The sequence below is a fragment of the Pseudomonas sp. AC172 genome, from assembly GCF_979258595.1.
On the sequence record NZ_OZ409868.1, the window covers coordinates 2705952 to 2731158 of the forward strand.

Sequence of the window (25207 nt, forward strand, 5' to 3'; positions counted from 1 at the left end):
GAATCCGTAATCGACTCGGTCTCTCAGGTCGATGTATGACACAAGACACCTCAGTCGGCCCCCTCTCCCTCCGGGAGAGGGCTGGGGTGAGGGAAATCAGGAGCGCACCAGCCTGGGGTGCTAGTGCGCTACCAACAGCTTTCAGTCCGCTCGCGGGTACTGCTCAGAACTCACCTGCTCCATCCACTCAACCACCTTGCCATCCAGCACTTCAGCAATAGCGATATGAGTCATCGCCGTGGTCGACGCCGCCCCATGCCAATGCTTGGCCCCTGGCGCAATCCACACCGTATCCCCTGGACGAATCTCCCGCACCGGCTGCCCCCACTCCTGCACAAACCCGGAACCGGCCGTGACGATCAATGTCTGTCCCAACGGATGCGTATGCCACGCGGTACGCGCGCCCGGCTCAAACGTCACCGTCGCACCACTGACCCGCGCCGCTTCGGTGCCTTTGAACGGCGCATCGACACGTACTGTGCCGGTAAACCAGTCCGCCGGACCTTTGGCCGAAGGATGCGAACCATTGGGCGTGACCGTCACACGTGGGGATTCACTGGCCTGCACCTCACCCGCCAACAGGGAAAGGGTCAACGCAGAAGCGGCAATCGGGTTCATGGCAATTCCTCCAGATAATCAATGCCACCACTTTACCGAGCCGAACTCTTCCGATAATCGTCTAGAATTCAAAAAAACTTATGCAGGACACTCATCAATGCTGCGGGAAAACGCCACCGACCTGCTTGCCTTCCTCGCCGTCGCCCGCGAGCGCAGTTTCACCAAAGCTGCTGCCAAACTGGGTGTTTCGCAATCGGCGCTGAGCCATACCATCCGCGCCCTCGAAGCCCGTCTGGGCCTGCGTCTGCTGACCCGAACTACCCGCAGCGTCTCGCCCACCGAAGCCGGTGAACATCTGCTGCAAACCATCGGCCCACGCTTCGAAGAAATCGAACTGGAACTCGCGGCGCTGAGCAACCTGCGCGACACACCGGCCGGCAAGATCCGCCTCAACGCCACCGATCACTCGCTGGACTGGCTGCTGCGCCCGGTGCTCAAGGACTTTCTGCCGAAGTACCCGGACATCAGCGTTGAGGTGAGCTGCGACTACGGTTTCGTCGACATCGCCGGGCAAGGTTTCGACGCTGGCGTGCGCCTGGGCGAAGACGTCGCGCAAGGCATGATCGCCACCCGTATCGGCCCGGACATGCGCATGGCGGTGGTGGGATCACCCGCCTATTTCGCCAGACGCACCCCGCCACAAACGCCACGCGACCTGACCGACCACGCCTGCAACAACCTGCGCCTGCCCACCAACGGCGGGCTGTACAGTTGGGAATTCGAGAAGGCTGGCGAAAGCCTGAAAGTACGGGTATCCGGGCAGATCACTTTGAACGGCGTCTACCCGTTGCTCGATGCGGCGCTGGACGGTTTCGGTCTGAGCTACATCCCGGAAAACATCGTCGCGCCGTATCTGGCCAACGGCAGTTTGCTGCAGGTGCTTGAGGATTGGTGCCCGACGTTTGCCGGGTATCACCTGTATTACCCGAGCCGGCGTCAGGCGGCGCCGGCGTTTGCGTTGTTGCTGGAGGCGTTGCGCTATCGCGGCTGAGGACTTGTCATTTTTTATAACAACCCGCAGCCCCCCAGGACGATTTGGCTATTTTGACTGCCGCCTCCACAGAGTTCGCCGCTACCGTCGCAATCTGTCCGCGCTGCATTCCCATACACACATAATTCTTATCGAGAGCGTAGGCAGCAAACAATATCAAGGCGAGGCAAACCCCAGTGAAGCAAGCCCATTTGCGGCTCTGCACGTCCATGATTGCTCTTCTTCGGTGAAGCAGAAGTCTCCATGATTGCTCGCCAACAAAAGCCTTCCAACTGTCAAATGTGACAGTCCTTCAGACTATTTGGGAATTAACGGCAAAGGAACCACACACTAAGGTGCGGTCGCTGGCGAGATCGATCAACCCGCCAGCGCAATCAACTGATGCCGCTGCGCATCGGTAAGCATCGGCCCAAACCCTGCCTTGGTGTTTTCGACCATATAGCGCGGATTACCCGTACCGGGAATTACGCAAGTCACCGCTGGATGCGACAGCAGAAACTTCAGCGCCAGTTGCGGCCAACTGTTGACCTGCACATCCGACACCCAGCCCGGCAGCGGTTTGCCTTTGAGCCGCGCGAGCAGACCGCCACCACCGAACGGTCGATTACAGATCACCGCGACGCCGCGTTCGCGACACAAAGGCAAAATACGTTTTTCCACACCACGGTCATCGAGGGCGTAATTGATTTGCAGAAAGTCCAGTTGTTCGGCCTTCAGCACCGCCTCGACTTCGTCGTAAGCCGAGGGCGTGTAATGGGTGATGCCGATGTAACGGATGCGCCCCTGCGCTTTCCACTCGCGCAGGGTTGGCAGGTGGGTTTGCCAGTCGAGCAGGTTGTGGATCTGCATCAGGTCGATGCGTTCGGTGCGCAGCAGGCTGAACGACTGCTCCATCTGCGCGATGCCCTCCTCGCGTCCGCGCGTCCACACCTTGGTTGCCAGGAATGCTGGCGAACGTGGCTCGTGGATCGACAGCAGTTCGCCGGTGGTCTGTTCGGCGCGGCCATACATCGGTGAACTGTCGATCAGCGTGCCGCCCTTGGTAAACAGCTCATCCAGCACCGCCGGCAATTGTCGAAAGGCCGGATCACCCGGGGCGATATCGAAACCGCGATAGGTACCCAGACCCACGATGGGCAGCGACTCGGAGCTGGACGGGATGGCGCGGGTCTGCATGGCGTGGCCTCCGGAAGTCGCGGGCGTGGTGGTTGCGGCCAACGCCCGATCAAAGGTGAAGACCGCCGAAACCCCGGCAGCCAGCGTGAGCAATCGGCGACGGGAGTAACCCTCAGTGTGGCTCATGCTGGCTCCCCTGCTGCGTGGATCTGTTGCATGTTGTGTGGACGAGCGGTCCGGTTGCCGGGCTGGACTACACTGCGACAGCGAACCCTCCACACCCCGTTAAAAGTAGCCGAATGTCCCGCACCCTGATGTCACTCGTCGCATTGATCGTTGCCGTGTACCTGGTGCTGTGCGCGGCGCTGTTCTTTTTTCAGCGTTCGCTGGTCTATTTTCCGCAGCCCAATGCCGTCACCAGCGCCGATTCACAACTGACCCTGGCGATGACTGACGCGCAGGTTTCGGTGATCACCCGCGAGCGTGTCGGGCCTCGGGCGTTGATCTATTTCGGTGGCAACGCCGAGGATGTTTCGCGCAACCTGCCGGAGTTTGCCGAGGCGTTTCCCGATTACGCGGTGTATCTGCTCAACTACCGCGGCTTCGGTGGCAGCGGCGGTTCCCCGTCCGAAGCGGCGATTGCCGAAGATGCCTTGGCACTGTTTGATCAGGTGTACGCCAGCCACCCGCAGGTTTCGCTAATTGGGCGCAGCCTGGGATCGGGCGTCGCCGTGCGTCTGGCCAGTCAGCGACCGGTGCAACATTTGATTCTGGTGACGCCTTACAACAGCCTCGAAGAAATCGCGGCACGGCAATATCCGTGGGTGCCGGTGAAGTGGTTGCTCAAGGATCGCTTTGAATCCGGCAAATACGCCGCGCATGTCCGCGTGCCGACGTTGCTGCTCGCGGCCAGTGACGACGAGGTGATTCCGCGCGCCAGCACCCAGCGCTTGCTGGGAAACTTCCCGCAAGGCGTGGCGGTGCTCAGGGTGGTGCCGGATTCGGGGCATAACTCGATTTCCGAGCGTGCGCAGTATCTGCAATGGATAGGGGATGTATTGAATCGGTGAACCAAGTCCCGATTCCCCAGTCCCACCCGCGCCGCGTTCTGCGGTTCAATCAACTTTTGCGCTGTCCCTCTTCAGAGCTACCCGTCTCATGCGCCACGCCGTTCGCTCGTCTCGCTTCGTTTCGCTGTGCCTGCTGATCCTTTCACCGTTGTTCGCTGAAACCGCCCACGCCGGTGCGGAACGGCAACTGGTGGCCGCCATCAACGACTATCGCGCCCATCCGCAGCGCTGTGATCGGCGCCCGGCGCAACGGCTGGCACCGTTGGCGCTGAAGTCGAACCTGGCCTTGCCGATCGGTTATCGCTACGCCGGCGGCATGCGTGAAGCGTTGAAGTCGTCCGGCTACTCCGCCGTGGCGGTGCGCAGTATTCGCGTGATCGGCGCCGAGGACGCCGAAGAGGCTTTCGACCTGCTGCAAGACGAGCACTGCGCCGCGCTGCTGGATGCGAGCTACGCAGACATCGGTGTCAGTCGCTCACGCAATGAATGGCAAGTGGTGTTGGCGCAACCAGTGCTCGACAGTCGCGTCGGCGATAATCGCAGCGTCGGCAAGGCGCTGCTGGCAGAGGTCAACGCCGCGCGCGCCCGGCCACGGATGTGTGGACGCCAACGCTTCGCCGCCGCCCGACCGTTGAACTGGAACGCGGCGTTGGGCGCCGCCGCACAGAGGCACAGCAAAGCCATGGCCTACGGCAACTACTTCGCCCACCGCGATCCGGACGGCGACCTGCCTGCCGATCGCGCCCGCGCGGCCGGCTATCGCGGTCGACAAATCGGTGAAAACATCGCCGCCGGACAGCGTTCACCGGGCAAGGCCATGGCCGGATGGCTGGCCAGCCCCGGGCACTGCGCCAACCTGATGAACCCGATGTTTACCCAGGTCGGCGCCGGGTTTGCCAGTGAGGCGCGCAGTGATGAAGGGGTTTACTGGACGATGGTGTTTGGTGCGCAGTGACTGGTCGCGCCAAGCCCCAGTTTCAACAATTCTTTGCGCAGTATTGAAGGTTCCCGAACGGCCAATCCGCCCTGCCATTCGAGTGGCAATAAATGATTAAGCTTTTGCTGGCTGACCTCGGCTGGCGCCAGTAAACAGCTTTTTCGGTCGTGGATACTGATCACATTCAACAGCCAGTCATCGCCCTGCTCTGCCATCCAGCGTTCGATCATCGACCGGTGTTTTTGCAGCAAAGCGTCGGCATCCCAAAGAGTCATCTGCGCAAAAAAACATGGCAGGTTACTTTCGGCTTTCATCTGTTTCGAGTCGGCCGCCAATGCAGCGGCGAGGTCCGATTCGATGCTGGCCTGGCATTCCAGAAAATATTGCCGAGGCCAGTCTGTCGGCAGTTTTGCCCGTGAAGCGAGGTCGGCGTAGGCCTCGATGTCCGCTGGCGTGGTCATCTGCCCGGTGAAATTCAGCGTGTTGTCGAGAATCGCGGTGGCCAGTAATGCGGCACTTTGCATGCTGATCTGCGGCAGCACACCGGCCGTCTGCCAGCGCTGAAAAACCTGTGTTGCCGCCGCGCCGATCGGACGGATATCGGCGGCAGCCCCAAGCTTCTGCGCCCAGTAATGCTCGAACCCTGGATGATGATCGATGACCTCTACCACTCGCTCAAGCACCACCAACGGATCGAAATGGTGAAAGTCCGAGACATCGACCAGGACAAACTCATCGTCCAGCGTCGGCGGGTAATCGTCAAAAGCAGCCGCCCAGCCGAGCACGCTTTGCGACACGCTGGCGTTGGGTTGCGCGCTACTGACGGCGCGGGCGGGAACGCCTTGCTGGTTGAGCAACTCTGCGTAGGCGATGCAGCAGGCGTAGGCGTCAATGTCCAGATAGGACGCGCCGGAGGTGATGATTTTCATGGGCCGGCAAAATCGCACATTTTCATGACGTTGTGGTGACAGCGAAAAGATCGCAGCCTCCGGTAGCTCCTACACAGGATCTATGGTTTCCCTGTGGGAGCTGCCGAAGGCTGCGATCTTTTGATCTTCAAGCCGAGCCCTGTCCTCCCGCGACCATCGCCGAAGCCGCCAGCATCGCCCGCAACAACACCGCGCACCCCGCCGCCAGATCATCCGGCGCGGCGTTCTCGATTTCGTTGTGGCTGATGCCGCCTTCGCACGGCACGAAGATCATTCCGGCCGGGCCGAGTTCGGCGAGGAAAATCGCGTCATGCCCGGCGCCGCTGACGATGTCCATATTCGACAGGCCAAGCCCTTTCGCCGCACCGCGCACCGCTTTCACGCAGCCTTTTTCGAAGTACAGCGGCGGGAAGTCCGCTGTCGGCGTCAGTTCGTAAGTCAGACCGTGTTCCTCACAGGTGGCTTCGATGACTTGCTTCACCTCGGCAATCATCGAGTCCAGACGCGCCGGTTCCAAATGACGGAAATCGAGGGTCATGCGCACTTCGCCGGGGATGACGTTGCGCGAGCCGGGATAGGCTTGCAGGCAACCGACCGTGCCGCAGGCATGGGGTTGATGGCCGAGGGCGGCGCGGTTGACCGCGCCAACGATCACCGAGGCGCCGACCAACGCGTCTTTACGCAGGTGCATCGGCGTCGGGCCGGCGTGAGCTTCGACGCCGCGCAGCTTGAGATCAAACCACTTCTGCCCCAGCGCACCGAGCACCACGCCGATGGTTTTCTGTTCGTCTTCGAGGATCGGACCTTGTTCGATGTGCGCCTCGAAATAAGCGCCAACCTTATGCCCGCTGACCTTGCGCGCGCCGGCGTAACCGATGGCGTTGAGCGCTTCACCGACGGTGACGCCGTCGGCATCGACTTTGGCGAGGGTTTCTTCGAGGGTGAATTTCTCCGCGAACACCCCGGAGCCCATCATGCACGGAGCGAAGCGCGAGCCTTCTTCGTTGGTCCAGACCACCACTTCCAGCGGCGCTTCGGTTTCCACTTTGAGGTCGTTGAGGGTGCGCATGACTTCGACGCCAGCGAGCACGCCGAAACAGCCGTCGAACTTGCCGCCGGTGGGTTGGGTGTCAATGTGGCTGCCGGTCATCACCGGTGGCAGATTCGGATTGCGCCCGGGGCGACGGGCGAAGATGTTGCCGACGGCATCGACGGTGACGCTGCATCCGGCGTCCTGACACCACTGCACGAAGAGGTCACGGGCCTGGCGGTCGAGATCGGTGAGGGCCAGGCGACAGACACCGCCCTTGGCCGTCGCGCCGAGCTTGGCCAGTTCCATGAGCGACGCCCACAGGCGATCGCGGTTGATGTGCTGATGGCTCGATTGCAGAACGTCTACGGCTGCGTTCATGGGGATCTCCTCAGGCTGCTTTTCTTATGGATTTCTTCAGATACATCTCTGCCGTAAGTCAGGCTGACTTCGCGAGCAAGCTCGCTCCCACATTTGGAATGCGTAAACATGTGGGAGCGAGCTTGCTCGCGAAGAGGCCTGCATTCACACCGCAGATTTCACTACTGACGGACTAGCACGCATCACGCACAACCCGAAATAAATAATCCCGCCCAGCGCCGAGCCGGTGAACCAGCCATAGCTGTAGAACCAGCTGAACGCATCGCTGCCCAACGACAGCAAGGTCAGCACTACCGGCACACCGAATGCGAGAAACCCGGCCCAGTTCCACGCCGGATAGACGTCGTCGCGGTACAGCCCGGCAAGGTCCAGTTGCTGTTTCTTGATCAGGAAATAGTCCACCACCATGATCCCGGCGATCGGTCCGAGCAGGCTCGAATAACCCAGCAGCCAATTGGAATAGACACTTTCCAGACTGACCTCGGAAACGATCCAGCCGAGTTTTTTCAGCAGTTCATGACCCATCAGCAACAGCCCGACCAACCCGGTCAGCAACACCGCTTTGGTGCGGTTGATCACTTTGGGCGCGATGTTCTGAAAGTCGTTGGTTGGCGAGACAATGTTCGCGGCAGTGTTGGTCGATAACGTGGCGATGATGATCAGTGCCATCGCCACCGCGACCCACACCGGACTTTGAATGTGACCAATCAGCGTGACCGGATCAGAGACAGTCACCCCGACCAGTTTCACCGAGGCGGCGGTCATCACCACACCCAGCGCGGCGAACAGGAACATGGTCAGCGGCAGGCCGATGATCTGCCCGAGAATCTGATCTTTCTGACTCTTGGCGTAACGGCTGAAGTCAGGAATGTTCAGCGATAACGTCGCCCAGAAACCGACCATCGCGGTCAGGCCGGCGGCGAAGTAACCGTACACGCTCGCGCCTTCCGGGCGTTTGGCCGGGATCGCCATCAATTCGCTCATCGACACATTGGGCATCGCCCACACCAGCAGACCGATGCCGACCGCCACCAGCAACGGCGCGGATAATGTTTCCAGCCACTTGATCGACTCGGCGCCGCGAATCACCACCCACAGGTTCAGCGCCCAGAACACCATGAAACCGATCACCTCGCCCGTGCCACCGAGGGATTTCCAGCCGTCGAATACCGAACCGAGAAACAGGTGAATCGCCAGCCCGCCAAACATCGTCTGAATGCCGAACCAGCCACACGCCACCAGTGCGCGAATCAGGCACGGCACGTTGGAGCCGAGAATGCCGAACGAGGAGCGCAGCAACACCGGAAACGGGATGCCGTACTTGGTGCCGGGGAAAGCGTTAAGCGTCAGCGGAATCAGCACAATGATGTTGGCGAACAGAATCGCCAGCAGCGCTTCGCCAACGCTCAAACCGAAGTACGCCGTCAGCACGCCACCGAGGGTGTAGGTCGGCACACAGATCGACATGCCGACCCACAGCGCTGTGATGTGCCACTTGTTCCAGGTTCGTTCACGCACCTTGGTCGGTGCCATATCGTGGTTGTAACGGGGACTGTCGAGGACGTCGCTGCCGGCTTCAAGCTCGAACAAGCCGTCGCGCTCGGTCACTTGCGATCTGATCTGTTGCATGGCCGCTCCACTGTTCTTCTGATTATTTTTTTGCTCATCAGGCGGCTTGCGCACGAGGGTGCGAGCCGGACGATGGCCGGAGGAACTGACAACTTTCGTACACCGGCCATGGTGTCAGCGGCGGCATCAATAAACGTGCCGGGTGCCCCGCTTACGCATCGGGCGGTGTTTCAAACGCTTTGCAACTTTCTGATATTCATCAGTTTTAATTATTCACCGGATGAGTTCGCGGAAACTTGTCTGGGTGCTCAGGCCAAACACTTGGCAAGTTGTCCGAACAGACAGGACTCAATCTGGTGCACTGCATTTATTTTCACCGTGAGCGAGCAGCCGCAGCTCAACTTCAAGCGGCTGATTTCACATACAAAATCTTGCTCATATTTCCATCCTGTCAAGTGCGTCAAAATGGTGAACAGCCTCACCATTTTGGTGATTTGCGTTTTTTATCGTTATTTTTCATACAGTTAAAACAGCAATAAGCTTATAAAAAATAATCTTGATCTATTGCAAATCTGCGACTAGTTTCTATTCCTGACAGCGCTGACAGGAATACACCCTGCAACGCTGTACATCAATAAAACATCTAGAACCGACACAAGTCGGTCAATGCCTGCGAGGAACTCGGAATGTCTCTGTTGATCCGTGGCGCCACCGTTGTTACCCATGATGAAAGTTACCGCGCCGACGTCTATTGCGCCGACGGCGTGATCAAAGCCATCGGTGAAAATCTTGATGTTCCCGCCAGTGCCGAAGTGCTCGACGGCAGCGGCCAATACCTGATGCCCGGCGGCATCGATCCGCACACGCACATGCAACTACCGTTCATGGGCACTGTGGCCAGTGAGGATTTCTACAGTGGCACGGCGGCCGGTCTGGCCGGCGGCACCACGTCGATCATCGATTTTGTAATTCCCAATCCGCAGCAGTCGTTGATGGAAGCCTTTCACCAGTGGCGCGGCTGGGCGGAAAAATCCGCGTCCGACTATGGCTTCCACGTCGCGATCACCTGGTGGAGCGAGCAGGTGCGTGAGGAAATGGCCGAGCTGGTCAGCCAACACGGCATCAACAGCTTCAAGCACTTCATGGCGTACAAGAACGCGATCATGGCCGCCGATGACACACTGGTGGCGAGTTTCGAGCGATGTCTGGAACTGGGCGCGGTGCCGACCGTGCACGCGGAAAACGGCGAGCTGGTTTATCACCTGCAACGCAAGTTGATGGCCCAGGGCATCACCGGGCCAGAGGCGCATCCGCTGTCGCGTCCGTCGCAGGTTGAAGGTGAAGCGGCGAGCCGGGCGATTCGTATTGCCGAAACCATTGGCACACCGCTGTACCTGGTGCACGTTTCGACCAAAGAAGCCCTCGACGAAATCACCTATGCACGGAGCAAGGGCCAACCGGTCTACGGCGAAGTGCTCGCCGGGCATTTGCTGCTCGACGACAGCGTCTATCAACACCCCGACTGGCAGACCGCTGCCGGTTACGTGATGAGCCCGCCGTTCCGCCCGCGTGGCCATCAAGAGGCTCTGTGGCACGGGCTGCAAAACGGTAACCTGCACACCACCGCGACTGACCACTGCTGCTTCTGCGCTGAGCAAAAAGCCGCCGGCCGCGATGACTTCAGCAAGATTCCCAACGGCACCGCCGGTATCGAAGATCGCATGGCGGTGCTGTGGGACGAAGGCGTCAACAGCGGGCGTTTATCGATGCAGGATTTCGTCGCCCTCACCTCGACCAACACCGCGAAAATTTTCAATCTCTATCCGCGCAAAGGCGCGATTCGCGTTGGCGCCGATGCCGATCTGGTGCTGTGGGATCCGCAAGGCACGCGCACCATTTCCGCCAAGACCCACCATCAGCAGGTGGATTTCAACATCTTCGAAGGCAAGACCGTGCGCGGCGTGCCGAGCCATACCGTCAGCCAGGGCCGATTGGTCTGGGCCGATGGCGACCTGCGCGCCGAGCGCGGCGCCGGGCGGTACATCGAACGGCCGGCGTACCCGGCGGTGTTTGATTTGCTGAGCAAGCGGGCTGAGATGCACCGGCCCACTGCTGTGAAACGCTGAAATCCAGGCCTTCGGCCTTCGCGAGCAAGCTCGCTCCCACAGGAGCATGCATTCCAAATGTGGGAGCGAGCCTGCTCGCGAAGAGGCCATCCCGAACGCCACAAAAACCACTGCCCGACAGAGGCAGAAACCTCAAATAACCGTGAGGCAAAAAACCGTGATCGAGACCCTGAACCATCTCCCCCACCCGCACGAAAGCGCGGCCGCCCTCGCTGGGCATTTCACCGATCTGGCGCCGCCGCTCAATGACCGGCAGGCGCATCTGGAAGCCTCGCGCTGTCTGTATTGCTACGACGCGCCGTGCGTGAATGCGTGCCCGAGCGAGATCGACATCCCCTCGTTCATCCGCAACATTCATCAGGACAACATCCCCGGCGCGGCGCAGAAAATCCTCTCGGCGAACATCCTTGGCGGCAGTTGTGCACGGGTGTGTCCAACCGAAATCCTTTGCCAGCAAGCCTGCGTGCGCAACAACGCCCACGAATGCGCGCCGGTGCTGATCGGCCTGCTGCAACGCTATGCCGTCGACAACGCACACTTCAGCGAGCACCCGTTCCAGCGCGCGGCTGCCACCGGCAAACGCGTTGCCGTGGTCGGTGCCGGGCCGGCCGGTTTGTCCTGTGCCCATCGCAGCGCCATGCACGGTCACGACGTGGTGATTTTCGAAGCACGGGAGAAGGCTGGCGGTCTCAACGAATACGGGATCGCCAAGTACAAACTGGTCGACGATTACGCGCAAAAGGAACTGGATTTTCTCTTGCAGATTGGCGGCATCGAGATTCGCCACGGGCAAAAGCTCGGCGAGAATCTGACCCTCAGCGAATTGCATCAGCAGTTCGACGCGGTATTCCTCGGCCTCGGCCTGAATGCCAGCAAACAACTCGGTCTGCCCCACGAGGATGCGCCGGGCCTGCTCGCCGCCACCGACTACATCCGCGAACTGCGCCAGGCCGATGACCTCACGCAACTGCCGCTCGCCGAGCGCTGCATCGTTCTCGGCGCCGGCAACACGGCGATCGACATGGCCGTGCAAATGGCCCGCCTCGGTGCCCGCGATGTGAATCTGGTGTATCGCCGTGGCGCCGCCGACATGGGCGCCACCGGTCACGAACAAGACATCGCCAAAGCCAGTCAGGTGCGCCTGCTGACCTGGGCGCAACCGGAAGAGGTGCTGCTCGACGCTCAGGGCCATGTGCGCGGCATGCGTTTCGCCCGCACCGATCTGGTCGACGGTCGCCTGCAAACCACCGGCGAAACCTTCGAACTGGCCGCTGATGCGATCTTCAAAGCCATCGGCCAGGCCTTCGATAGTAGCGCCCTCACCGACCCGCTGGCCCGCGAACTCAAGCGTCAGGGCGAACGCATTCAGGTTGACGAAAACCTGCGCACCAGCATCCCCGGCGTGTATGCCGGTGGCGACTGCACCAGCCTCGATCAGGACCTCACCGTGCAAGCCGTGCAGCACGGCAAACGCGCCGCCGAGGCGATCAACGTTCAACTGATGCTTAACGTGGAGGCTGCGTAAATGGCCGATCTGTCGATTGTCTTCGCTGGCATCAAAGCGCCAAATCCGTTCTGGCTGGCCTCCGCGCCGCCGACTGACAAGGCTTACAACGTGGTCCGTGCCTTTGAAGCGGGCTGGGGTGGCGTGGTCTGGAAAACCCTCGGTGAGGACCCGGCGGCGGTTAACGTGTCGTCGCGTTACTCAGCGCATTACGGCAACAACCGTGAAGTGCTCGGCATCAACAATATCGAGTTGATCACCGACCGTTCGCTGGAAATCAACCTGCGCGAAATCACTCAGGTGAAAAAGGACTGGCCGGATCGCGCATTGATCGTTTCGCTGATGGTGCCCTGTGTCGAAGAGTCGTGGAAACACATCCTGCCGCTGGTCGAAGCCACCGGCGCTGACGGTATCGAGTTGAACTTCGGCTGTCCTCACGGCATGCCTGAACGGGGCATGGGCGCGGCGGTCGGTCAGGTGCCCGAGTACGTCGAGCAAGTCACGCGCTGGTGCAAGACCTATTGCTCGCTGCCGGTGATCGTCAAACTGACGCCGAACATCACCGACATCCGCGTCGCCGCCCGCGCGGCCCATCGCGGTGGCGCCGATGCGGTGTCGCTGATCAATACGATCAACTCGATCACCAGCGTCGATCTGGAACACATGGTCGCCCTGCCCACTGTCGGCAGCAAAAGCACCCACGGCGGTTACTGCGGCTCGGCGGTGAAGCCGATTGCGCTGAACATGGTCGCGGAAATTGCCCGCGACCCGCAGACCCAGGGCTTGCCAATCTGCGGGATTGGCGGCATTGGCAGTTGGCGCGACGCGGCGGAATTCATGGCGCTCGGCAGTGGCGCGGTGCAGGTGTGCACGGCGGCGATGTTGCACGGTTTCCGCATTGTCGAGGAGATGAAGGATGGTCTGTCACGGTGGATGGACAGTCAGGGTTACGCCAACATTGCCGAGTTTTCCGGGCGTGCGGTGGGCAACACCACGGACTGGAAGTACCTCGATATCAACTATCAGGTGATCGCGAAGATTGACCAGGACGCGTGCATTGGTTGCGGGCGTTGCCATATTGCTTGCGAGGACACGTCACACCAGGCGATTGGCAGTCTGAAGCAGGCGGACGGCACGCATAAATATGAAGTGATTGATGAGGAGTGTGTGGGCTGTAACTTGTGCCAGATCACTTGTCCAGTGGCGGATTGCATCGAGATGGTGCCGATGGAGACTGGCAAGCCGTTTCTGGATTGGAATCATGATCCGCGCAATCCGTATCACGTTGCAGTCTGAAAAAGCCCCTCACCCTAACCCTCTCCCAAAGGGAGAGGGGACTGATTGGGGGATATTGGCGAGATGCACCGACTTGAAAGATCTGTTCTGAATCCATAATCGATACGATCTTTCAGGTCGATGTACCTCGAGAGACACGTCCGTAGGCCCCCTCTCCCTCCGGGAGAGGGTTGGCTTTTGCTTTCAGGGTTCCAAACCGATCCCACGCAATATCACACTCGTCACCGTCTGCACCGCCCGCTCAAACTGCATGTCCGACAGCGGCTGATGCTCATTCAGAATATTCACCTGATGATCAAAGTCAGCATAGTGCTGGGTCGACGCCCAGATCATGTACAGCAAACCCGACGGTTCCACCGGCAAAATCCGCTTGTCCTCGACCCACTGGCGAATCTTCGCTTCCTTCATCTTTGCCCAGTCATACAGGCTGACATCCAGCGCCTCGCCCAGTGTCGGCGCGCCGTGGATGATTTCGTTGGCCCAGACTTTCGAGCCGTACGGTCGGCTGCGCGAGTGGTTCATCTTGGCGCGAATGTAGCTGCTCAGCACCACGCGCGGATCGTCGAACATCTCGAAGCACAGCGCGTCCTGTTTCCACACTTCCAGCAGGTCGAACAGCACCGCGCTGTACAGCTCGCTCTTGGTGGAGAAGTAGTAATGCAGGTTGGAGCGCGGCAGTTGCACTTCAGCCGCGATGTCGGCCATGGCCGTGCCGCCAAAGCCTTTTTCGGCGAAGACTTTTTCCGCCGCCAGCAGGATTTTCTCGACGTTATTGCGACGAATCTCGATCTTGTGATTGCCCATGAGGGCTCCCTGACACCAGCGTTGCCCAAGACTAGCATCCGCTCTGCTCCGCGGGCGACCGCTGCAAACAAAACTTCGTACTGGCGTCAGCGGATGGCTAAACTGACGCTTCTTCACTCCTGCCCCAAAGGTATTCGCGATGCTGTTCAAGAACGTCCTGACCACCACTGCCCTGCTCGCTTCGCTGTTCGCCGCATCTTCCGTATTTGCCCACGCTCACCTGAAAAGCCAGACCCCGGCCGCCGACAGCACCGTCGCCGCGCCGGCCGATTTGCGCCTGACCTTTTCCGAAGGCGTTGAAGCCAGTTTCACCAAAGTCACCGTGACCAAGGACGGCGCGCCGGTCGCAGTCAAAGCGCTGACTACCGAAGGCGACAAGAAAACCCTGATCGTCACCCCTGCTGCGCCGCTGACCGCTGGCGAGTACAAAGTCGAATGGCACGCGGTGTCGGTCGACACGCACAAAAGCGAAGGCGCTTATCAGTTCAAGGTTGGTCAGTAATTCATGAGTGAAGCGCTGGTGCTGTGCCGCTTTGTGCATTTCATCGTGGTGTTGATGCTGTTCGGGGCCTGGCTGTTCAGGCCGTTACTGCTCAAGGATGAAGCGCCGCAAGTCGATCGGCACCTGGCGCGACTGGCGCGTTGGCTGGCCGCTGTGGCACTGCTCAGCGGGATTGCCTGGGCGCTGTTGATCACCGCGAGCATGGCCGGTTCGGCAGCGGCGGCGTTTGATCCGGACACGGTTGCGCTGGTGCTGGGCCATACGTTTTTCGGCCAGGTGTGGCGTTGGCATCTGCTGATCAATGCCGTGCTGTCGGCGTTGCTGTTCACACCTTGGCGTTCAAGCATGCCGTTGCGACTCGGCTTGAGTGCCCTGCTTCTGGCGACTCTCGCTCCGGTCGGGCATGGCGCGATGCTCGATGGTTTGAGCGGGCAACTGCTGATTCTCAACCAGATCGTTCATCTGACCTGCGTGGCGGGGTGGCTGGGTGGGTTGTTGTTGCTGGTGATGATTCTGCGTCAGCCGACGGAACCGATGCATGAGGTTTTGCGGCGCTTCAGCGGAGTCGGTTATGCGCTGGTTGCCGGGCTGCTAATCACCGGTTTGATCAACGTCCGCGTGCTGACCGGCCAGTGGTGGCCCACACCGTTGTTCAGTGGGTTTGCCTTGATTCTGTTGATCAAGGCGCTGATCGTGCTGGGGATGCTTGGGCTGGCGCTGTTCAATCGCTTGCGCATGGATGATTGCGAACAGCGCATGGGCGCAATCAGGCGCAGTGTCATGCTGGAGTGGTTGCTCGGCATTGGCGCGGTGGCGGCCGTCTCACTGCTCGGCACCCTGCCGCCGATGATCACTGGATAAACACAGTTCAAATGTGGGAGCGAGCCTGCTCGCGAAGGCGGTGTGTCAGATAAAGAAATGTCACTGATACATCGCTTTCGCGAGCAAGCTCGCTCCCACAGGGTTATGCACTGGGTCAGTGAGGTTGGGTGTTGCCGGCGGCTGTGTCGATGCTGACCACCACCGACATCCCCGGCCGCAACCGTTCCCCTTCCTGCTGATCCGCATCAATGGTGATCCGCACCGGCACCCGCTGGGCAATTTTGACGAAGTTGCCGGTGGCGTTATCCGCCTGCAATAGCGCAAATTCAGAACCCGTGCCCGGCGAAATATGCTGCACATGCCCGGTGAATTTGCGGTGGTTCAACGCATCGACGGTAAAGCGCACCGGTTGCCCGACGCGGACGTTGTCCATCTGGGTTTCCTTCATGTTGGCGATCACCCATTTCTGGTTCGGCACCAACGCCATCAACTGCGCCCCGGAGTTGACGTAGGCGCCGAGGCGCACGCCGATCTGCCCAAGCTGGCCGTCGCGCGGGGCGACGATGCGGGTGTTCGACAGGTCGATCCGCGCCAGTTGCACTGCCGCTTCGGCGCTGGCCACGGCTGCTTCCAGCGAGCCACGATTGACGATCACTGTTTGCAGATCCTGACGGGCAATTTCCAGATTGGCCTTGGCCTGAGCCACCGCTGCAATGCTTTGCGCATTGGCCGCCAACGCGACGTCCATCTCGCGTTTCGATACCGAACCGTCGCGCACCAACTCTTGGTTACGGCGCAGATCAGCCTCGCTTTTGCGCAACTGCGCTTCGCTGTCGGCCTGCACGGCCTGACGCAATTTGATCGTCGCCTCGGCGCTGTTGCGTTGCTGCACGACGTTGGCCAATGCGGCTTTCTGCACCGCCAGTTGCGCCAGCGACTGATCGAGACGTTGCTGATAGATGCGGTCGTCCAGACGCACCAGCAGATCCCCGGCCTTCACGTACTGAAAATCCTGCACCGGCACTTCATAAACATAACCGGCGAGCTGCGGACCAATGATCGTCACTTGCCCACGAATCAAGGCATTTTCAGTGGTCTCGACCGCACTGCTGAACGGCGGCAATTGCCAGGCATAGAGCACGATCAACACACCGACGATGGCAATCGCCGCGAAGCCCATTGAAGAGATGATCCGCACCCGCAGCGAGCGCGGCTCGGTGTTCGGCGATGATGGCGGCGCCACACCCTCGGGCGTGGCAGCAATGGCATTGGTGGTTGTGGTGGTCGGTTCGGTCATGAAGTAGAAGCACCGCTAGGAGGTACGGAAGGCGCTGGGGCGACGGCTTTGGTGGTGCTCATCAGCCACAGCGCGCGAATGGACAGCCAGATCATGGTCAGCACCGCAATCACGGCGATCAGCATGAACACATCGTTATAGGCCAGCACGTTGGCCTCACGGGTGGCGGCATTGGCCAGACTGCGAATTCCCGCAAGGTTGCGCAGACTCGGGTCGGCCAGCAACGAGCCATACGCCGAGCCGCCGCTCTGCACGCGCGCCGCCACTAAGGGGTCAGACAGCGTCAGGTGCTCAACGATGTGACTGGAATGAAATTTTTCCCGGACGATCTGGAAAGTGCCCAGCAGCGCCGCACCGAGCAGGCCACCGAGGTTGTTGCAGATCCCGAACAACACGGAAAAGCTCACCAGATTGCGCGGGTTGGTCAGCACGTTGCGCGTACCGAAAACCATGGTCGGGCCGAGGAAAAACGTGCTGCCGAACGCCAGCAGAAACTGACTGAAGTAGAGGTTTTCCGGGCGGGTCAGGTTGTTGGAAAAGCTGTCCATCACCGACCCGGTGGCCATCAGACCCAGCGAGATGATCAACGGCATCAGCAGGTGCTTGGGGTCGATGGTCAGCGCGCTGGTCAACAATCCCGCGACACTGCCGATCAGCATCACCACGTAGAGGCTGTGCAATTGCTCATAGCCCATGTTCAGGTTCTGCATAAAACCCACCGCGCCGGTGGACTGCTCCGAGGTGACCATGCGAATCAGGGTCACCGCCAGTGCCAGGCGGATCATCGTCCCGCTGCCCAGCCAACGGGTCATCAGCAGCGGGTTACTGCGATTATGTTCGATGGCCAGACCGGCGAGGATCAAGGCAATCGAGGCGGCCAACGCATAGCCGATCCAGTTAGCCTCCAACCACCAGTCAATCCGCCCCAGCGACAACACCGCACACAGCAGCGCCACGCCAGTGGCGAGAATGGCGAAGGTCAGAAAGTCGAGCTTTTCGAAGGTTTTGAAGCGGTCGCCCGGCGGCAACTTGAGCAGCAATACGCAGCCCAGCGAGAGCAGTGCCATGCCGAGTTCGAACAGGTACAAGCCGCGCCATTCGGCGATCTGCAGCAAGTCTTCGGAAAATAATCGCGCCAATGGCAGCGCCAGTTGTGAAGTGCCGAGGCCGATCACCAGCGCCTTTAGCCGCCACTTCGCCGGGAACGCCTGGACCATGTAATACAGTCCCAGCGAACTCAGCGCCGCGCCGACCATGCCGTGCGCTGCACGCACCGCCACGGCAGAGTTCAGGTCGTTGACGAACAAGTGGCCGAAGGTCACCAGCGCATACAGCACCAGAAACACCTCGGTGAACGCGCGCAAACCGAACTGCTGGCGAAACTTCACCAGCAGCAGGTTCATCGACACGTTGGTCATCACGTACGCGGCCGGCAGCCAGGCCATTTCCGCGGTGGTCGCCCCAAGCGCGCCTTGCAGATAAGGCAGGTTGGCAACCACCAGCGAGTTGCCCAAACCACCGGTCACCGCCACTAGCAAACCAACCAGCGCATAGGCCAGGCGCTTGGGGTTGGAGTGCAAAGGCGTCGAGGGGGAACCGGGCAGACTGGGCTTCTCGTGCGGTTGCCAGTTGCGCGGGGCGTATTGATCCATTGAAAGGCCTTGTGCGGAGGGTGGTTAAGTTTGCCGCAAATTCACCGGCAACACACTTTTCCCCTGTCATCCACCAAACCCTGTGGGAGCTGGCTTGCCAGCGATGAGGCCGGCATATTCAGCATCCTTGTTGAATGACACTCCGCAATCGCTGGCAAGCCAGCTCCCACAGGTTTTAGCGTCAAATCGAGAATTCAGGCACGACAAGGTCATCGTATAACTTAGTGTTGACATTCCCGCAAAACCTAGGAAATATCCGCATCCATGTTGTACGACGACGTATAACAAATAATAAAAACAACAAACGAAACAGGGAGCGTCACAGTGAGCACACTCGTCCGCAATTCCGTCCGCCCTTCCCGCTTTTCCAGCCGCTCCACACTTGGCCTGATCAGCTGCAGCAGCCTCGCCCTCGCCCTGCCGATGAGCGCCGATGCCGAAGGCTTCCTCGAAGACAGCAAAGCCACGCTGAACCTGCGCAACGCCTACTTCAACCGCAACTTCGTCAACCCGGCCAATGCTCAGGGCAAGGCTGAAGAGTGGACGCAGAGCTTTATCCTCGATGCCAAATCCGGCTTCACCCAAGGCACCGTCGGTTTCGGCATCGATGTGCTGGGGCTGTATTCGCAAAAACTTGATGGCGGTAAGGGCACGGGGGGCACGCAACTGTTGCCGATCCACGATGACGGACGTCCGGCGGACAACTTTGGGCGCCTAGGTGTAGCGCTGAAGGCCAAGGTGTCTAAGACTGAATTGAAGGTCGGTGAATGGATGCCGGTGTTGCCGATCCTGCGTTCCGACGATGGCCGCTCCCTGCCGCAGACCTTTCGCGGCGGCCAGATCACGTCCACCGAGATCAATGGCCTGACCGTCTACGGCGGCCAGTTCCGCGGCAACAGCCCGCGCAATGACGCGAGCATGGAAGACATGTCGATGAACGGCCGTGGCGCGTTCACTTCCGACCGCTTCAACTTCGGCGGCGGCGAATACACCTTCAACGACAAGCGCACGCTGGTCGGTGTGTGGTACGCCGAACTCAGCGACATCTACCAGCAGCAGTACTTCAACCTCAGCCACAGCCAGCCGTTGGGCGACTGGACGCTGGGCGCCAACCTCGGTTTCTTCACCGGCAAGGAAGACGGCAGCGCCCAGGCCGGCGACCTCGACAACAAGACCGCGTTCGCTCTGCTTTCGGCCAAATACGGTGGCAACACGTTCTATGTCGGCCTGCAAAAACTCAGCGGCGACGACGCATGGATGCGGGTCAACGGCACCAGCGGCGGCACCCTCGCCAACGACAGTTACAACGCCAGTTATGACAACGCCAAGGAACGCTCCTGGCAGTTGCGCCACGACTACAACTTCGTCGCCCTCGGCATCCCCGGCCTGACCCTGATGAACCGCTACATCAGCGGCGACAACGTGCACACCGGGACGATCACCGACGGCAAGGAGTGGGGCCGCGAATCGGAACTGGCCTACACCGTGCAGAGCGGGCCGCTGAAGAACCTCAACGTGAAATGGCGTAACGCGACGATACGCCGGGACTTCAGCACCAACGAGTTTGACGAAAACCGGATCTTTATCAGTTATCCGATTTCGTTGTTGTAAAGCCAGTTCCCCTGTGGGAGCGAGCTTGCTCGCGAATGCGTTGGGTCAGTCAATTCATCTTTAAATGACGCACCGCTTTCGCGAGCAAGCTCGCTCCCACAAGGGGATTGCATTGCAACCAAGGAATCGTGCTGATAGAAAAGTTAATCAGCCCCATCCGTCATCTACACCAAAAGTCGCGTTGACAAGTTCCGGAAACCCTACCGATACTTCAGCGCAGTCATACGACAACCTACAACAAACCTAATAACAATGTGTTCAGGGATTGCCATGACGTCTACCTCCACACCCCGTGCTCCATTCAATCGCCTGCTGCTGACCGGCGCTGCCGGTGGCCTGGGCAAAGTCCTGCGCGAACGGATGCGTCCTTATGCCAATGTTCTGCGCCTGTCGGACATCGCGGCCCTCACTCCAGCCGTCGATGATCGCGAAGAAATCGTTGTCTGCGATCTCGCCGACAAACACGCCGTGCATCAACTGGTCGAAGGCGTCGATGCGATCCTGCATTTCGGCGGTGTCTCCGTCGAGCGGCCCTTCGAAGAAATCCTCGGCGCCAACATCTGCGGTGTCTTTCACATCTACGAAGCCGCGCGCCGGCATGGCGTGAAGCGGGTGATCTTCGCCAGTTCCAACCACGTCATCGGCTTCTACAAACAGGACGAACCGCTCGACGCCAGTTCCGCGCGCCGCCCCGACGGCTACTACGGTTTGTCCAAGTCCTACGGCGAAGACATGGCCAGTTTCTATTTCGATCGCTATGGCATCGAGACCGTGAGCATCCGCATCGGCTCCTCGTTCCCCGAGCCGCAGAACCGCCGAATGATGCACACCTGGCTGAGTTTCGACGACCTCACGCAATTGCTCGAACGTGCGTTGTACACGCCAAACGTCGGCCACACCGTGGTCTACGGCATGTCCGCCAACAACGACGTCTGGTGGGACAACCGCTTCGCCAGCCATCTCGGTTTTGAAGCGAAGGACAGCTCGGAAGTGTTCCGCGAAAAGGTCGAAGCGCAGCCGATGCCGGCCGCCGATGACCCGGCGCGGATCTATCAGGGCGGCGCGTTTGTCGCGGCCGGACCGTTCGGCGACTGATCACCCTGACAACGACGCAAAGGAATGAGTATGCAAGCCGAATTGATCGTCGATGCCCGCAACGCCGTGGGCGAAAGCCCGGTCTGGGTGGCAGAGGAAAACGCGCTGTACTGGGTCGATATTCCCAACGGCGGCCTGCAACGCTGGAGCGCTGACACCTGCCATGTCCACGCCTGGAAAACCCCGGAGATGCTCGCCTGCATCGCCCGCCACGGCCGTGGCGGCTGGGTCGCAGGGATGGAAAGCGGCTTCTTTCATTTGCACCCGCACAGCGACGGCAGCGTCGACAGCGAGCGACTTGCCAGCGTCGAGCACGGCCGCAAAGACATGCGTCTCAACGATGGCCGCTGCGACCGTCAGGGCCGCTTCTGGGCCGGCAGCATGGTGTTGAACATGGGCCTGAACGCAGCCGAAGGCCGGCTCTATCGCTACGCCGCCGGAGCGTCTGGCGTGATCGAGGCGCAACTCGACGGCTTCATCGTGCCCAACGGCCTCGGCTTCAGCCCCGACGGCAGGACGATGTACCTGTCCGATTCGCACCCCGACGTGCAACTGATCTGGGCGTTCGATTACGACACCGATACCGGCACACCGTCGAACCGACGCGTCTTCGTCGACATGAACCACTTCCCCGGCCGGCCCGATGGCGCTGCTGTGGACGCCGAAGGTTTCTACTGGATCTGCGCCAACGACGCCGGCCTGATTCACCGTTTCGCGCCGGACGGCCGACTCGACTTCTCACTGGCCGTACCGGTGAAAAAGCCGACCATGTGCGCCTTCGGCGGCAGCCGGATGGACACCTTGTTCGTGACCTCGATTCGCCCCGGTGACGACCACGACCCGCAGTCCCTCGCCGGTGGCGTGTTCGCCCTGAACCTCAACGTCAAAGGTTTGCCGGAACCGCAGTTCAACGATTCGCTGTAACACCCGGCTCTGCTACACCGCTGTGCCTTGAACACAACAATAACAAGACTGGAGACACCCCCATGGACTTCAAACGCACCTTGCTCGCCGCTGCACTTCCACTGATGTTCACCTTTGCCGGTGCCGCTCAGGCGCTGGAACTCAAATTCGCTGACATTCACCCCGCCGGTTACCCGACTGTCGTAGCCGAAGAAAGCATGGGCAAGACCCTGACCAAGGAAACCAACGGCGAGCTGACCTTCAAGTACTTCCCCGGCGGTGTGCTCGGTTCGGAAAAGGAAGTCATCGAGCAGATGCAGGTCGGCGCGGTGCAACTGTCTCGCGTCAGCCTGGGTATCGTCGGCCCAGTGGTGCCGGACGTGAACGTGTTCAACATGCCGTTCATCTTCCGCGACCAGCAACACATGCGTGACGTCATCGACGGCCCGGTCGGCGACGAAATCCTCGGCAAAATCACCAACTCCGAATTCGGCCTGGTGGCCCTGGCCTGGATGGACGGCGGCACACGCAACATCTACACCAAGAAACCGGTGCGCAAGCTCGAAGACCTCAAGGGCATGAAAATCCGCGTGCAAGGCAACCCGATGTTCATCGACATGATGAACGCCATGGGCGGTAACGGCATCGCCATGGACACCGGCGAGATCTTCAGCGCCTTGCAGACCGGCGTGATCGACGGCGCGGAAAACAACCCGCCGACCCTGCTTGAACACAACCACTTCCAAAATGCGAAGTACTACAGCCTCACGGGTCACCTGATCCTGCCCGAGCCGATCGTGATGTCGAAAATCACCTGGGAAAAACTCACCCCGGATCAACAGGCGCTGGTGAAAACAGCCGCCAAGACTGCCCAGGCTGAAGAACGCGTGCTGTGGGACAAAAAGTCCGCTGCCAGCGAAGAAAAACTCAAGGCTGCCGGCGTCGAGTTCATCACCGTCGACAAGAAACCCTTCTACGACGCCACCGCCTCGGTTCGTGAGAAATACGGCGCGCCGTATGCCGATCTGATCAAAAAGATCGAAGCCGTTCAGTAACGCCTCCCGCTCCATACTCCTGAAAAGGCCCGACGCGCCCGATGTTCGAGGCGCGCCCGGTTACGGTGGAACCCGATGAAGAATTTGCTGCTGCGTATCAACGACAAGATTTACATGACGTGCATCTGGGTCGCCGGCCTTTCCGTCCTGGCGATTTCCCTGATGATCCCTTGGGGCGTGTTTGCCCGCTATGTGCTGGGCACCGGCTCGAGCTGGCCGGAACCCACAGCGATTCTGCTGATGATGGTGTTCACTTTTATCGGCGCTGCCGCCAGTTATCGCGCTGGCGCGCACATGGCCGTGGCGATGCTCACCGATCGCATGCCGCCGCAACTGAGAACCGCGGCGTCGATTTTTTCCCAACTGCTCATGGGCCTGATCTGCCTGTTCATGACCCTCTGGGGCTTCAAGCTGTGCATGTCCACCTGGAACCAGTTCATGGCCGCCCTGCCCGACCTGCGGGTTGGCGTGACCTATTTGCCGATTCCACTGGGCGGCTTGCTCACGCTGATTTTCGTTGTGGAAAAACTCTTGCTCGGTGACCAGAGCAAACGGCGGGTCGTGCAGTTCGATCTGGTTGAAGAAAGTGAAGGTACCGCCTAATGGACGCTCTGATTCTGCTGGGCAGTTTTATCGTATTGATCCTCGTCGGCATGCCGGTCGCCTATGCGCTGGGTGCTGCTGCCCTGATCGGGGCTTGGTGGATCGACATTCCGTTCCAGGCGGTGATGATCCAGGTTGCTTCGGGGGTGAACAAATTCTCGCTGCTGGCCATTCCGTTCTTCGTGCTGGCCGGTGCGATCATGGCCGAGGGCGGCATGTCGCGCCGGTTGGTGGCGTGTGCCGGGGTGCTGGTTGGATTCGTGCGCGGAGGCCTGTCACTGGTCAACATCGTCGCGTCGACTTTCTTCGGCGCGATCTCCGGTTCGTCGGTGGCCGACACCGCCTCGGTGGGTTCGGTGCTGATTCCGGAAATGGAGCGCAAAGGCTATCCACGGGAATTCTCCACCGCCGTGACCGTCAGCGGTTCGGTGCAAGCCCTGCTGACCCCGCCAAGCCACAACTCGGTGCTCTACTCGCTGGCCGCCGGCGGCACGGTTTCGATTGCCTCGCTGTTCATGGCGGGCATCGTACCGGGCCTGATGATGAGCGCCTGCCTGATGGTGCTGTGCCTGATCTTCGCGAAAAAGCGCAACTACCCAAAGGGTGAAGTGATCCCGATGCGCCAGGCGTTGAAAATCGTCGGCGAAGCGCTGTGGGGGATGATGGCGATGGTGATCATCCTTGGCGGGATTCTCTCCGGGATTTTCACCGCGACCGAGTCGGCGGCGATCGCCGTGCTCTGGGCGTTCTTCGTCACCATGTTCATCTACCGCGACTACAAGTGGCGTGAGCTGCCGAAACTGATGCACCGCACGGTGCGGACGATTTCGATCGTGATGATCCTGATCGGCTTCGCCGCAAGCTTCGGCTACATCATGACGCTGATGCAGATCCCGGCGAAAATCACCACGCTGTTCCTGACCCTGTCGGACAACCGCTACGTGATCCTGATGTGCATCAACGTCATGCTGCTGTTGCTCGGCACGGTGATGGACATGGCGCCGCTGATCCTGATCCTCACACCGATCCTGATGCCGGTGATTCTTGGCATCGGCGTCGATCCGGTGCAGTTCGGCATGATCATGCTGGTCAACCTGGGGATCGGACTGATAACGCCGCCGGTGGGCGCCGTGCTGTTTGTCGGTTCGGCGGTGGGCAAGGTCAGTATCGAGAGCACCGTGAAAGCGCTGCTGCCGTTTTACGCGGTGCTGTTTCTGGTGTTGATGCTGGTGACGTATGTTCCGGCGATTTCGTTGTGGTTGCCGCATCTGGTGTTGTAAGCCGATAAAAAAATCG

Annotated in this window: 22 protein-coding genes; 14 read left to right on the plus strand and 8 right to left on the minus strand. The window is 60.1% G+C overall.

What is annotated here, in order from left to right; genetic code table 11:
- Nucleotides 1-141: 141 nt before the first annotated feature.
- Nucleotides 142-618 (minus strand): (R)-mandelonitrile lyase, encoded by a 477-nt coding sequence (locus ACZ0A4_RS12020; protein ID WP_463574865.1) that lies wholly within the window; start codon nt 616-618, stop codon nt 142-144.
- A gap of 97 nt (nt 619-715) precedes the next feature.
- Here ACZ0A4_RS12020 and ACZ0A4_RS12025 point away from each other — a divergent pair, with 97 nt between their 5' ends.
- On the plus strand, nt 716-1609 hold the full coding sequence (locus ACZ0A4_RS12025) for a LysR family transcriptional regulator (RefSeq protein ID WP_463574866.1): 894 nt from the start codon (nt 716-718) through the stop codon (nt 1607-1609).
- 357 nt (nt 1610-1966) lie between these two features.
- On the opposite strand, the gene ACZ0A4_RS12030 is transcribed toward ACZ0A4_RS12025, so the two are convergent.
- Entirely contained in the window at nt 1967-2911 is a 945-nt protein-coding gene (locus ACZ0A4_RS12030; RefSeq protein ID WP_463574867.1) for an aldo/keto reductase, read from the minus strand.
- A gap of 113 nt (nt 2912-3024) precedes the next feature.
- Between ACZ0A4_RS12030 and ACZ0A4_RS12035 the strand changes: the two genes are divergently transcribed.
- The gene (locus ACZ0A4_RS12035; protein ID WP_463574868.1) at nt 3025-3795 is read left to right on the plus strand and encodes an alpha/beta hydrolase; all 771 of its coding nucleotides are present in this window, start codon (nt 3025-3027) and stop codon (nt 3793-3795) included.
- Between the two features lie 88 nt (nt 3796-3883).
- Nucleotides 3884-4750, plus strand: coding sequence for a CAP domain-containing protein (locus ACZ0A4_RS12040; RefSeq protein WP_463574869.1), 867 nt, complete (start codon nt 3884-3886; stop codon nt 4748-4750).
- On the opposite strand, the gene ACZ0A4_RS12045 is transcribed toward ACZ0A4_RS12040, so the two are convergent.
- The 3 genes from ACZ0A4_RS12045 to ACZ0A4_RS12055 all read right to left on the minus strand — a co-directional run bounded on the left by ACZ0A4_RS12045 (nt 4720) and on the right by ACZ0A4_RS12055 (nt 8701).
- Nucleotides 4720-5661 carry a DHH family phosphoesterase gene (locus tag ACZ0A4_RS12045; RefSeq protein ID WP_463574870.1) on the minus strand — a complete coding sequence of 314 codons (942 nt, stop codon included), beginning with the start codon at nt 5659-5661 and terminating at the stop codon, nt 4720-4722. The two genes, ACZ0A4_RS12040 and ACZ0A4_RS12045, sit on opposite strands and share 31 nt — an antisense overlap.
- 127 nt (nt 5662-5788) lie before the next feature.
- Nucleotides 5789-7072: an allantoate amidohydrolase gene (locus tag ACZ0A4_RS12050; protein ID WP_463574871.1), complete on the minus strand. Its 1284-nt coding sequence runs from the start codon at nt 7070-7072 to the stop codon at nt 5789-5791.
- Between the two features lie 144 nt (nt 7073-7216).
- Nucleotides 7217-8701, minus strand: a complete 1485-nt coding sequence (locus ACZ0A4_RS12055; RefSeq protein WP_463574872.1) for an NCS1 family nucleobase:cation symporter-1 — start codon at nt 8699-8701, stop codon at nt 7217-7219.
- 626 nt (nt 8702-9327) lie between these two features.
- Here ACZ0A4_RS12055 and hydA point away from each other — a divergent pair.
- The 3 genes from hydA to preA all read left to right on the plus strand — a co-directional run bounded on the left by hydA (nt 9328) and on the right by preA (nt 13567).
- On the plus strand, nt 9328-10767 hold the full coding sequence (gene hydA / locus ACZ0A4_RS12060; protein ID WP_463574873.1) for a dihydropyrimidinase: 1440 nt from the start codon (nt 9328-9330) through the stop codon (nt 10765-10767).
- A 157-nt stretch (nt 10768-10924) separates the two neighbouring features.
- On the plus strand, nt 10925-12292 hold the full coding sequence (locus ACZ0A4_RS12065) for an NAD(P)-dependent oxidoreductase (protein ID WP_463574874.1): 1368 nt from the start codon (nt 10925-10927) through the stop codon (nt 12290-12292).
- Nucleotides 12293-13567, plus strand: coding sequence for an NAD-dependent dihydropyrimidine dehydrogenase subunit PreA (gene preA / locus ACZ0A4_RS12070; RefSeq protein WP_077573438.1), 1275 nt, complete (start codon nt 12293-12295; stop codon nt 13565-13567).
- A 183-nt stretch (nt 13568-13750) separates the two neighbouring features.
- Here the strand turns inward: preA and ACZ0A4_RS12075 are convergent, their stop codons facing one another.
- Nucleotides 13751-14371 carry a TetR/AcrR family transcriptional regulator gene (locus ACZ0A4_RS12075; RefSeq protein ID WP_463558803.1) on the minus strand — a complete coding sequence of 207 codons (621 nt, stop codon included), beginning with the start codon at nt 14369-14371 and terminating at the stop codon, nt 13751-13753.
- 139 nt (nt 14372-14510) lie between these two features.
- Here ACZ0A4_RS12075 and copC point away from each other — a divergent pair, with 139 nt between their 5' ends.
- Nucleotides 14511-14873 (plus strand): copper homeostasis periplasmic binding protein CopC, encoded by a 363-nt coding sequence (gene copC, locus ACZ0A4_RS12080; RefSeq protein ID WP_102899264.1) that lies wholly within the window; start codon nt 14511-14513, stop codon nt 14871-14873.
- A gap of 3 nt (nt 14874-14876) precedes the next feature.
- Nucleotides 14877-15734 carry a copper homeostasis membrane protein CopD gene (gene copD / locus ACZ0A4_RS12085; RefSeq protein WP_463574875.1) on the plus strand — a complete coding sequence of 286 codons (858 nt, stop codon included), beginning with the start codon at nt 14877-14879 and terminating at the stop codon, nt 15732-15734.
- 115 nt (nt 15735-15849) lie between these two features.
- Here copD and ACZ0A4_RS12090 read toward each other — a convergent pair whose 3' ends face one another.
- Together ACZ0A4_RS12090 and ACZ0A4_RS12095 are read right to left on the minus strand one after the other, a co-directional pair.
- Nucleotides 15850-16992 (minus strand): HlyD family secretion protein, encoded by a 1143-nt coding sequence (locus tag ACZ0A4_RS12090; RefSeq protein ID WP_463574876.1) that lies wholly within the window; start codon nt 16990-16992, stop codon nt 15850-15852.
- Nucleotides 16989-18644, minus strand: coding sequence for an MFS transporter (locus ACZ0A4_RS12095; RefSeq protein WP_463574877.1), 1656 nt, complete (start codon nt 18642-18644; stop codon nt 16989-16991). Before ACZ0A4_RS12095 ends, ACZ0A4_RS12090 begins: the two co-directional genes overlap by 4 nt.
- Before the next feature lie 324 nt (nt 18645-18968).
- On the opposite strand from ACZ0A4_RS12095, the gene ACZ0A4_RS12100 reads away from it, so the two are divergent.
- The 6 genes from ACZ0A4_RS12100 (at nt 18969) to ACZ0A4_RS12125 (ending at nt 25191) form a co-directional block, all read left to right on the plus strand.
- A complete protein-coding gene (locus ACZ0A4_RS12100) occupies nt 18969-20255 on the plus strand; it encodes an OprD family porin (RefSeq protein WP_463574878.1) in 1287 nt (428 codons plus the stop codon).
- Nucleotides 20256-20525: 270 nt separating this feature from the next.
- A complete protein-coding gene (locus tag ACZ0A4_RS12105; protein WP_463574879.1) occupies nt 20526-21350 on the plus strand; it encodes an NAD-dependent epimerase/dehydratase family protein in 825 nt (274 codons plus the stop codon).
- A 30-nt stretch (nt 21351-21380) separates the two neighbouring features.
- Nucleotides 21381-22274 (plus strand): SMP-30/gluconolactonase/LRE family protein, encoded by an 894-nt coding sequence (locus tag ACZ0A4_RS12110; protein ID WP_463574880.1) that lies wholly within the window; start codon nt 21381-21383, stop codon nt 22272-22274.
- A 62-nt stretch (nt 22275-22336) separates the two neighbouring features.
- Nucleotides 22337-23308 carry a TRAP transporter substrate-binding protein gene (locus tag ACZ0A4_RS12115; protein WP_463574881.1) on the plus strand — a complete coding sequence of 324 codons (972 nt, stop codon included), beginning with the start codon at nt 22337-22339 and terminating at the stop codon, nt 23306-23308.
- Between the two features lie 75 nt (nt 23309-23383).
- A complete protein-coding gene (locus tag ACZ0A4_RS12120) occupies nt 23384-23911 on the plus strand; it encodes a TRAP transporter small permease (RefSeq protein WP_463574882.1) in 528 nt (175 codons plus the stop codon).
- On the plus strand, nt 23911-25191 hold the full coding sequence (locus ACZ0A4_RS12125) for a TRAP transporter large permease (protein ID WP_397481281.1): 1281 nt from the start codon (nt 23911-23913) through the stop codon (nt 25189-25191). The genes ACZ0A4_RS12120 and ACZ0A4_RS12125 overlap by 1 nt, the downstream gene beginning before the upstream one ends.
- The last annotated feature ends 16 nt before the right edge of the window (nt 25192-25207 follow it).

Bases quoted from the DNA above. Each gene is read 5' to 3' on its own strand.
- ACZ0A4_RS12025 (WP_463574866.1), top strand. From the start codon at position 716: ATGCTGCGGGAAAACGCCACCGACCTGCTTGCCTTCCTCGCCGTCGCC.
- ACZ0A4_RS12095 (WP_463574877.1), bottom strand. From the start codon at position 18,644: ATGGATCAATACGCCCCGCGCAACTGGCAACCGCACGAGAAGCCCAGT.
- copC (WP_102899264.1), top strand. From the start codon at position 14,511: ATGCTGTTCAAGAACGTCCTGACCACCACTGCCCTGCTCGCTTCGCTG.
- ACZ0A4_RS12110 (WP_463574880.1), top strand. From the start codon at position 21,381: ATGCAAGCCGAATTGATCGTCGATGCCCGCAACGCCGTGGGCGAAAGC.
- ACZ0A4_RS12030 (WP_463574867.1), bottom strand. From the start codon at position 2,911: ATGAGCCACACTGAGGGTTACTCCCGTCGCCGATTGCTCACGCTGGCT.
- ACZ0A4_RS12050 (WP_463574871.1), bottom strand. From the start codon at position 7,072: ATGAACGCAGCCGTAGACGTTCTGCAATCGAGCCATCAGCACATCAAC.
- ACZ0A4_RS12115 (WP_463574881.1), top strand. From the start codon at position 22,337: ATGGACTTCAAACGCACCTTGCTCGCCGCTGCACTTCCACTGATGTTC.
- ACZ0A4_RS12020 (WP_463574865.1), bottom strand. From the start codon at position 618: ATGAACCCGATTGCCGCTTCTGCGTTGACCCTTTCCCTGTTGGCGGGT.
- ACZ0A4_RS12055 (WP_463574872.1), bottom strand. From the start codon at position 8,701: ATGCAACAGATCAGATCGCAAGTGACCGAGCGCGACGGCTTGTTCGAG.
- hydA (WP_463574873.1), top strand. From the start codon at position 9,328: ATGTCTCTGTTGATCCGTGGCGCCACCGTTGTTACCCATGATGAAAGT.
- copD (WP_463574875.1), top strand. From the start codon at position 14,877: ATGAGTGAAGCGCTGGTGCTGTGCCGCTTTGTGCATTTCATCGTGGTG.
- ACZ0A4_RS12120 (WP_463574882.1), top strand. From the start codon at position 23,384: ATGAAGAATTTGCTGCTGCGTATCAACGACAAGATTTACATGACGTGC.
- ACZ0A4_RS12075 (WP_463558803.1), bottom strand. From the start codon at position 14,371: ATGGGCAATCACAAGATCGAGATTCGTCGCAATAACGTCGAGAAAATC.
- ACZ0A4_RS12045 (WP_463574870.1), bottom strand. From the start codon at position 5,661: ATGAAAATCATCACCTCCGGCGCGTCCTATCTGGACATTGACGCCTAC.
- ACZ0A4_RS12105 (WP_463574879.1), top strand. From the start codon at position 20,526: ATGACGTCTACCTCCACACCCCGTGCTCCATTCAATCGCCTGCTGCTG.
- preA (WP_077573438.1), top strand. From the start codon at position 12,293: ATGGCCGATCTGTCGATTGTCTTCGCTGGCATCAAAGCGCCAAATCCG.
- ACZ0A4_RS12035 (WP_463574868.1), top strand. From the start codon at position 3,025: ATGTCCCGCACCCTGATGTCACTCGTCGCATTGATCGTTGCCGTGTAC.
- ACZ0A4_RS12125 (WP_397481281.1), top strand. From the start codon at position 23,911: ATGGACGCTCTGATTCTGCTGGGCAGTTTTATCGTATTGATCCTCGTC.
- ACZ0A4_RS12090 (WP_463574876.1), bottom strand. From the start codon at position 16,992: ATGACCGAACCGACCACCACAACCACCAATGCCATTGCTGCCACGCCC.
- ACZ0A4_RS12040 (WP_463574869.1), top strand. From the start codon at position 3,884: ATGCGCCACGCCGTTCGCTCGTCTCGCTTCGTTTCGCTGTGCCTGCTG.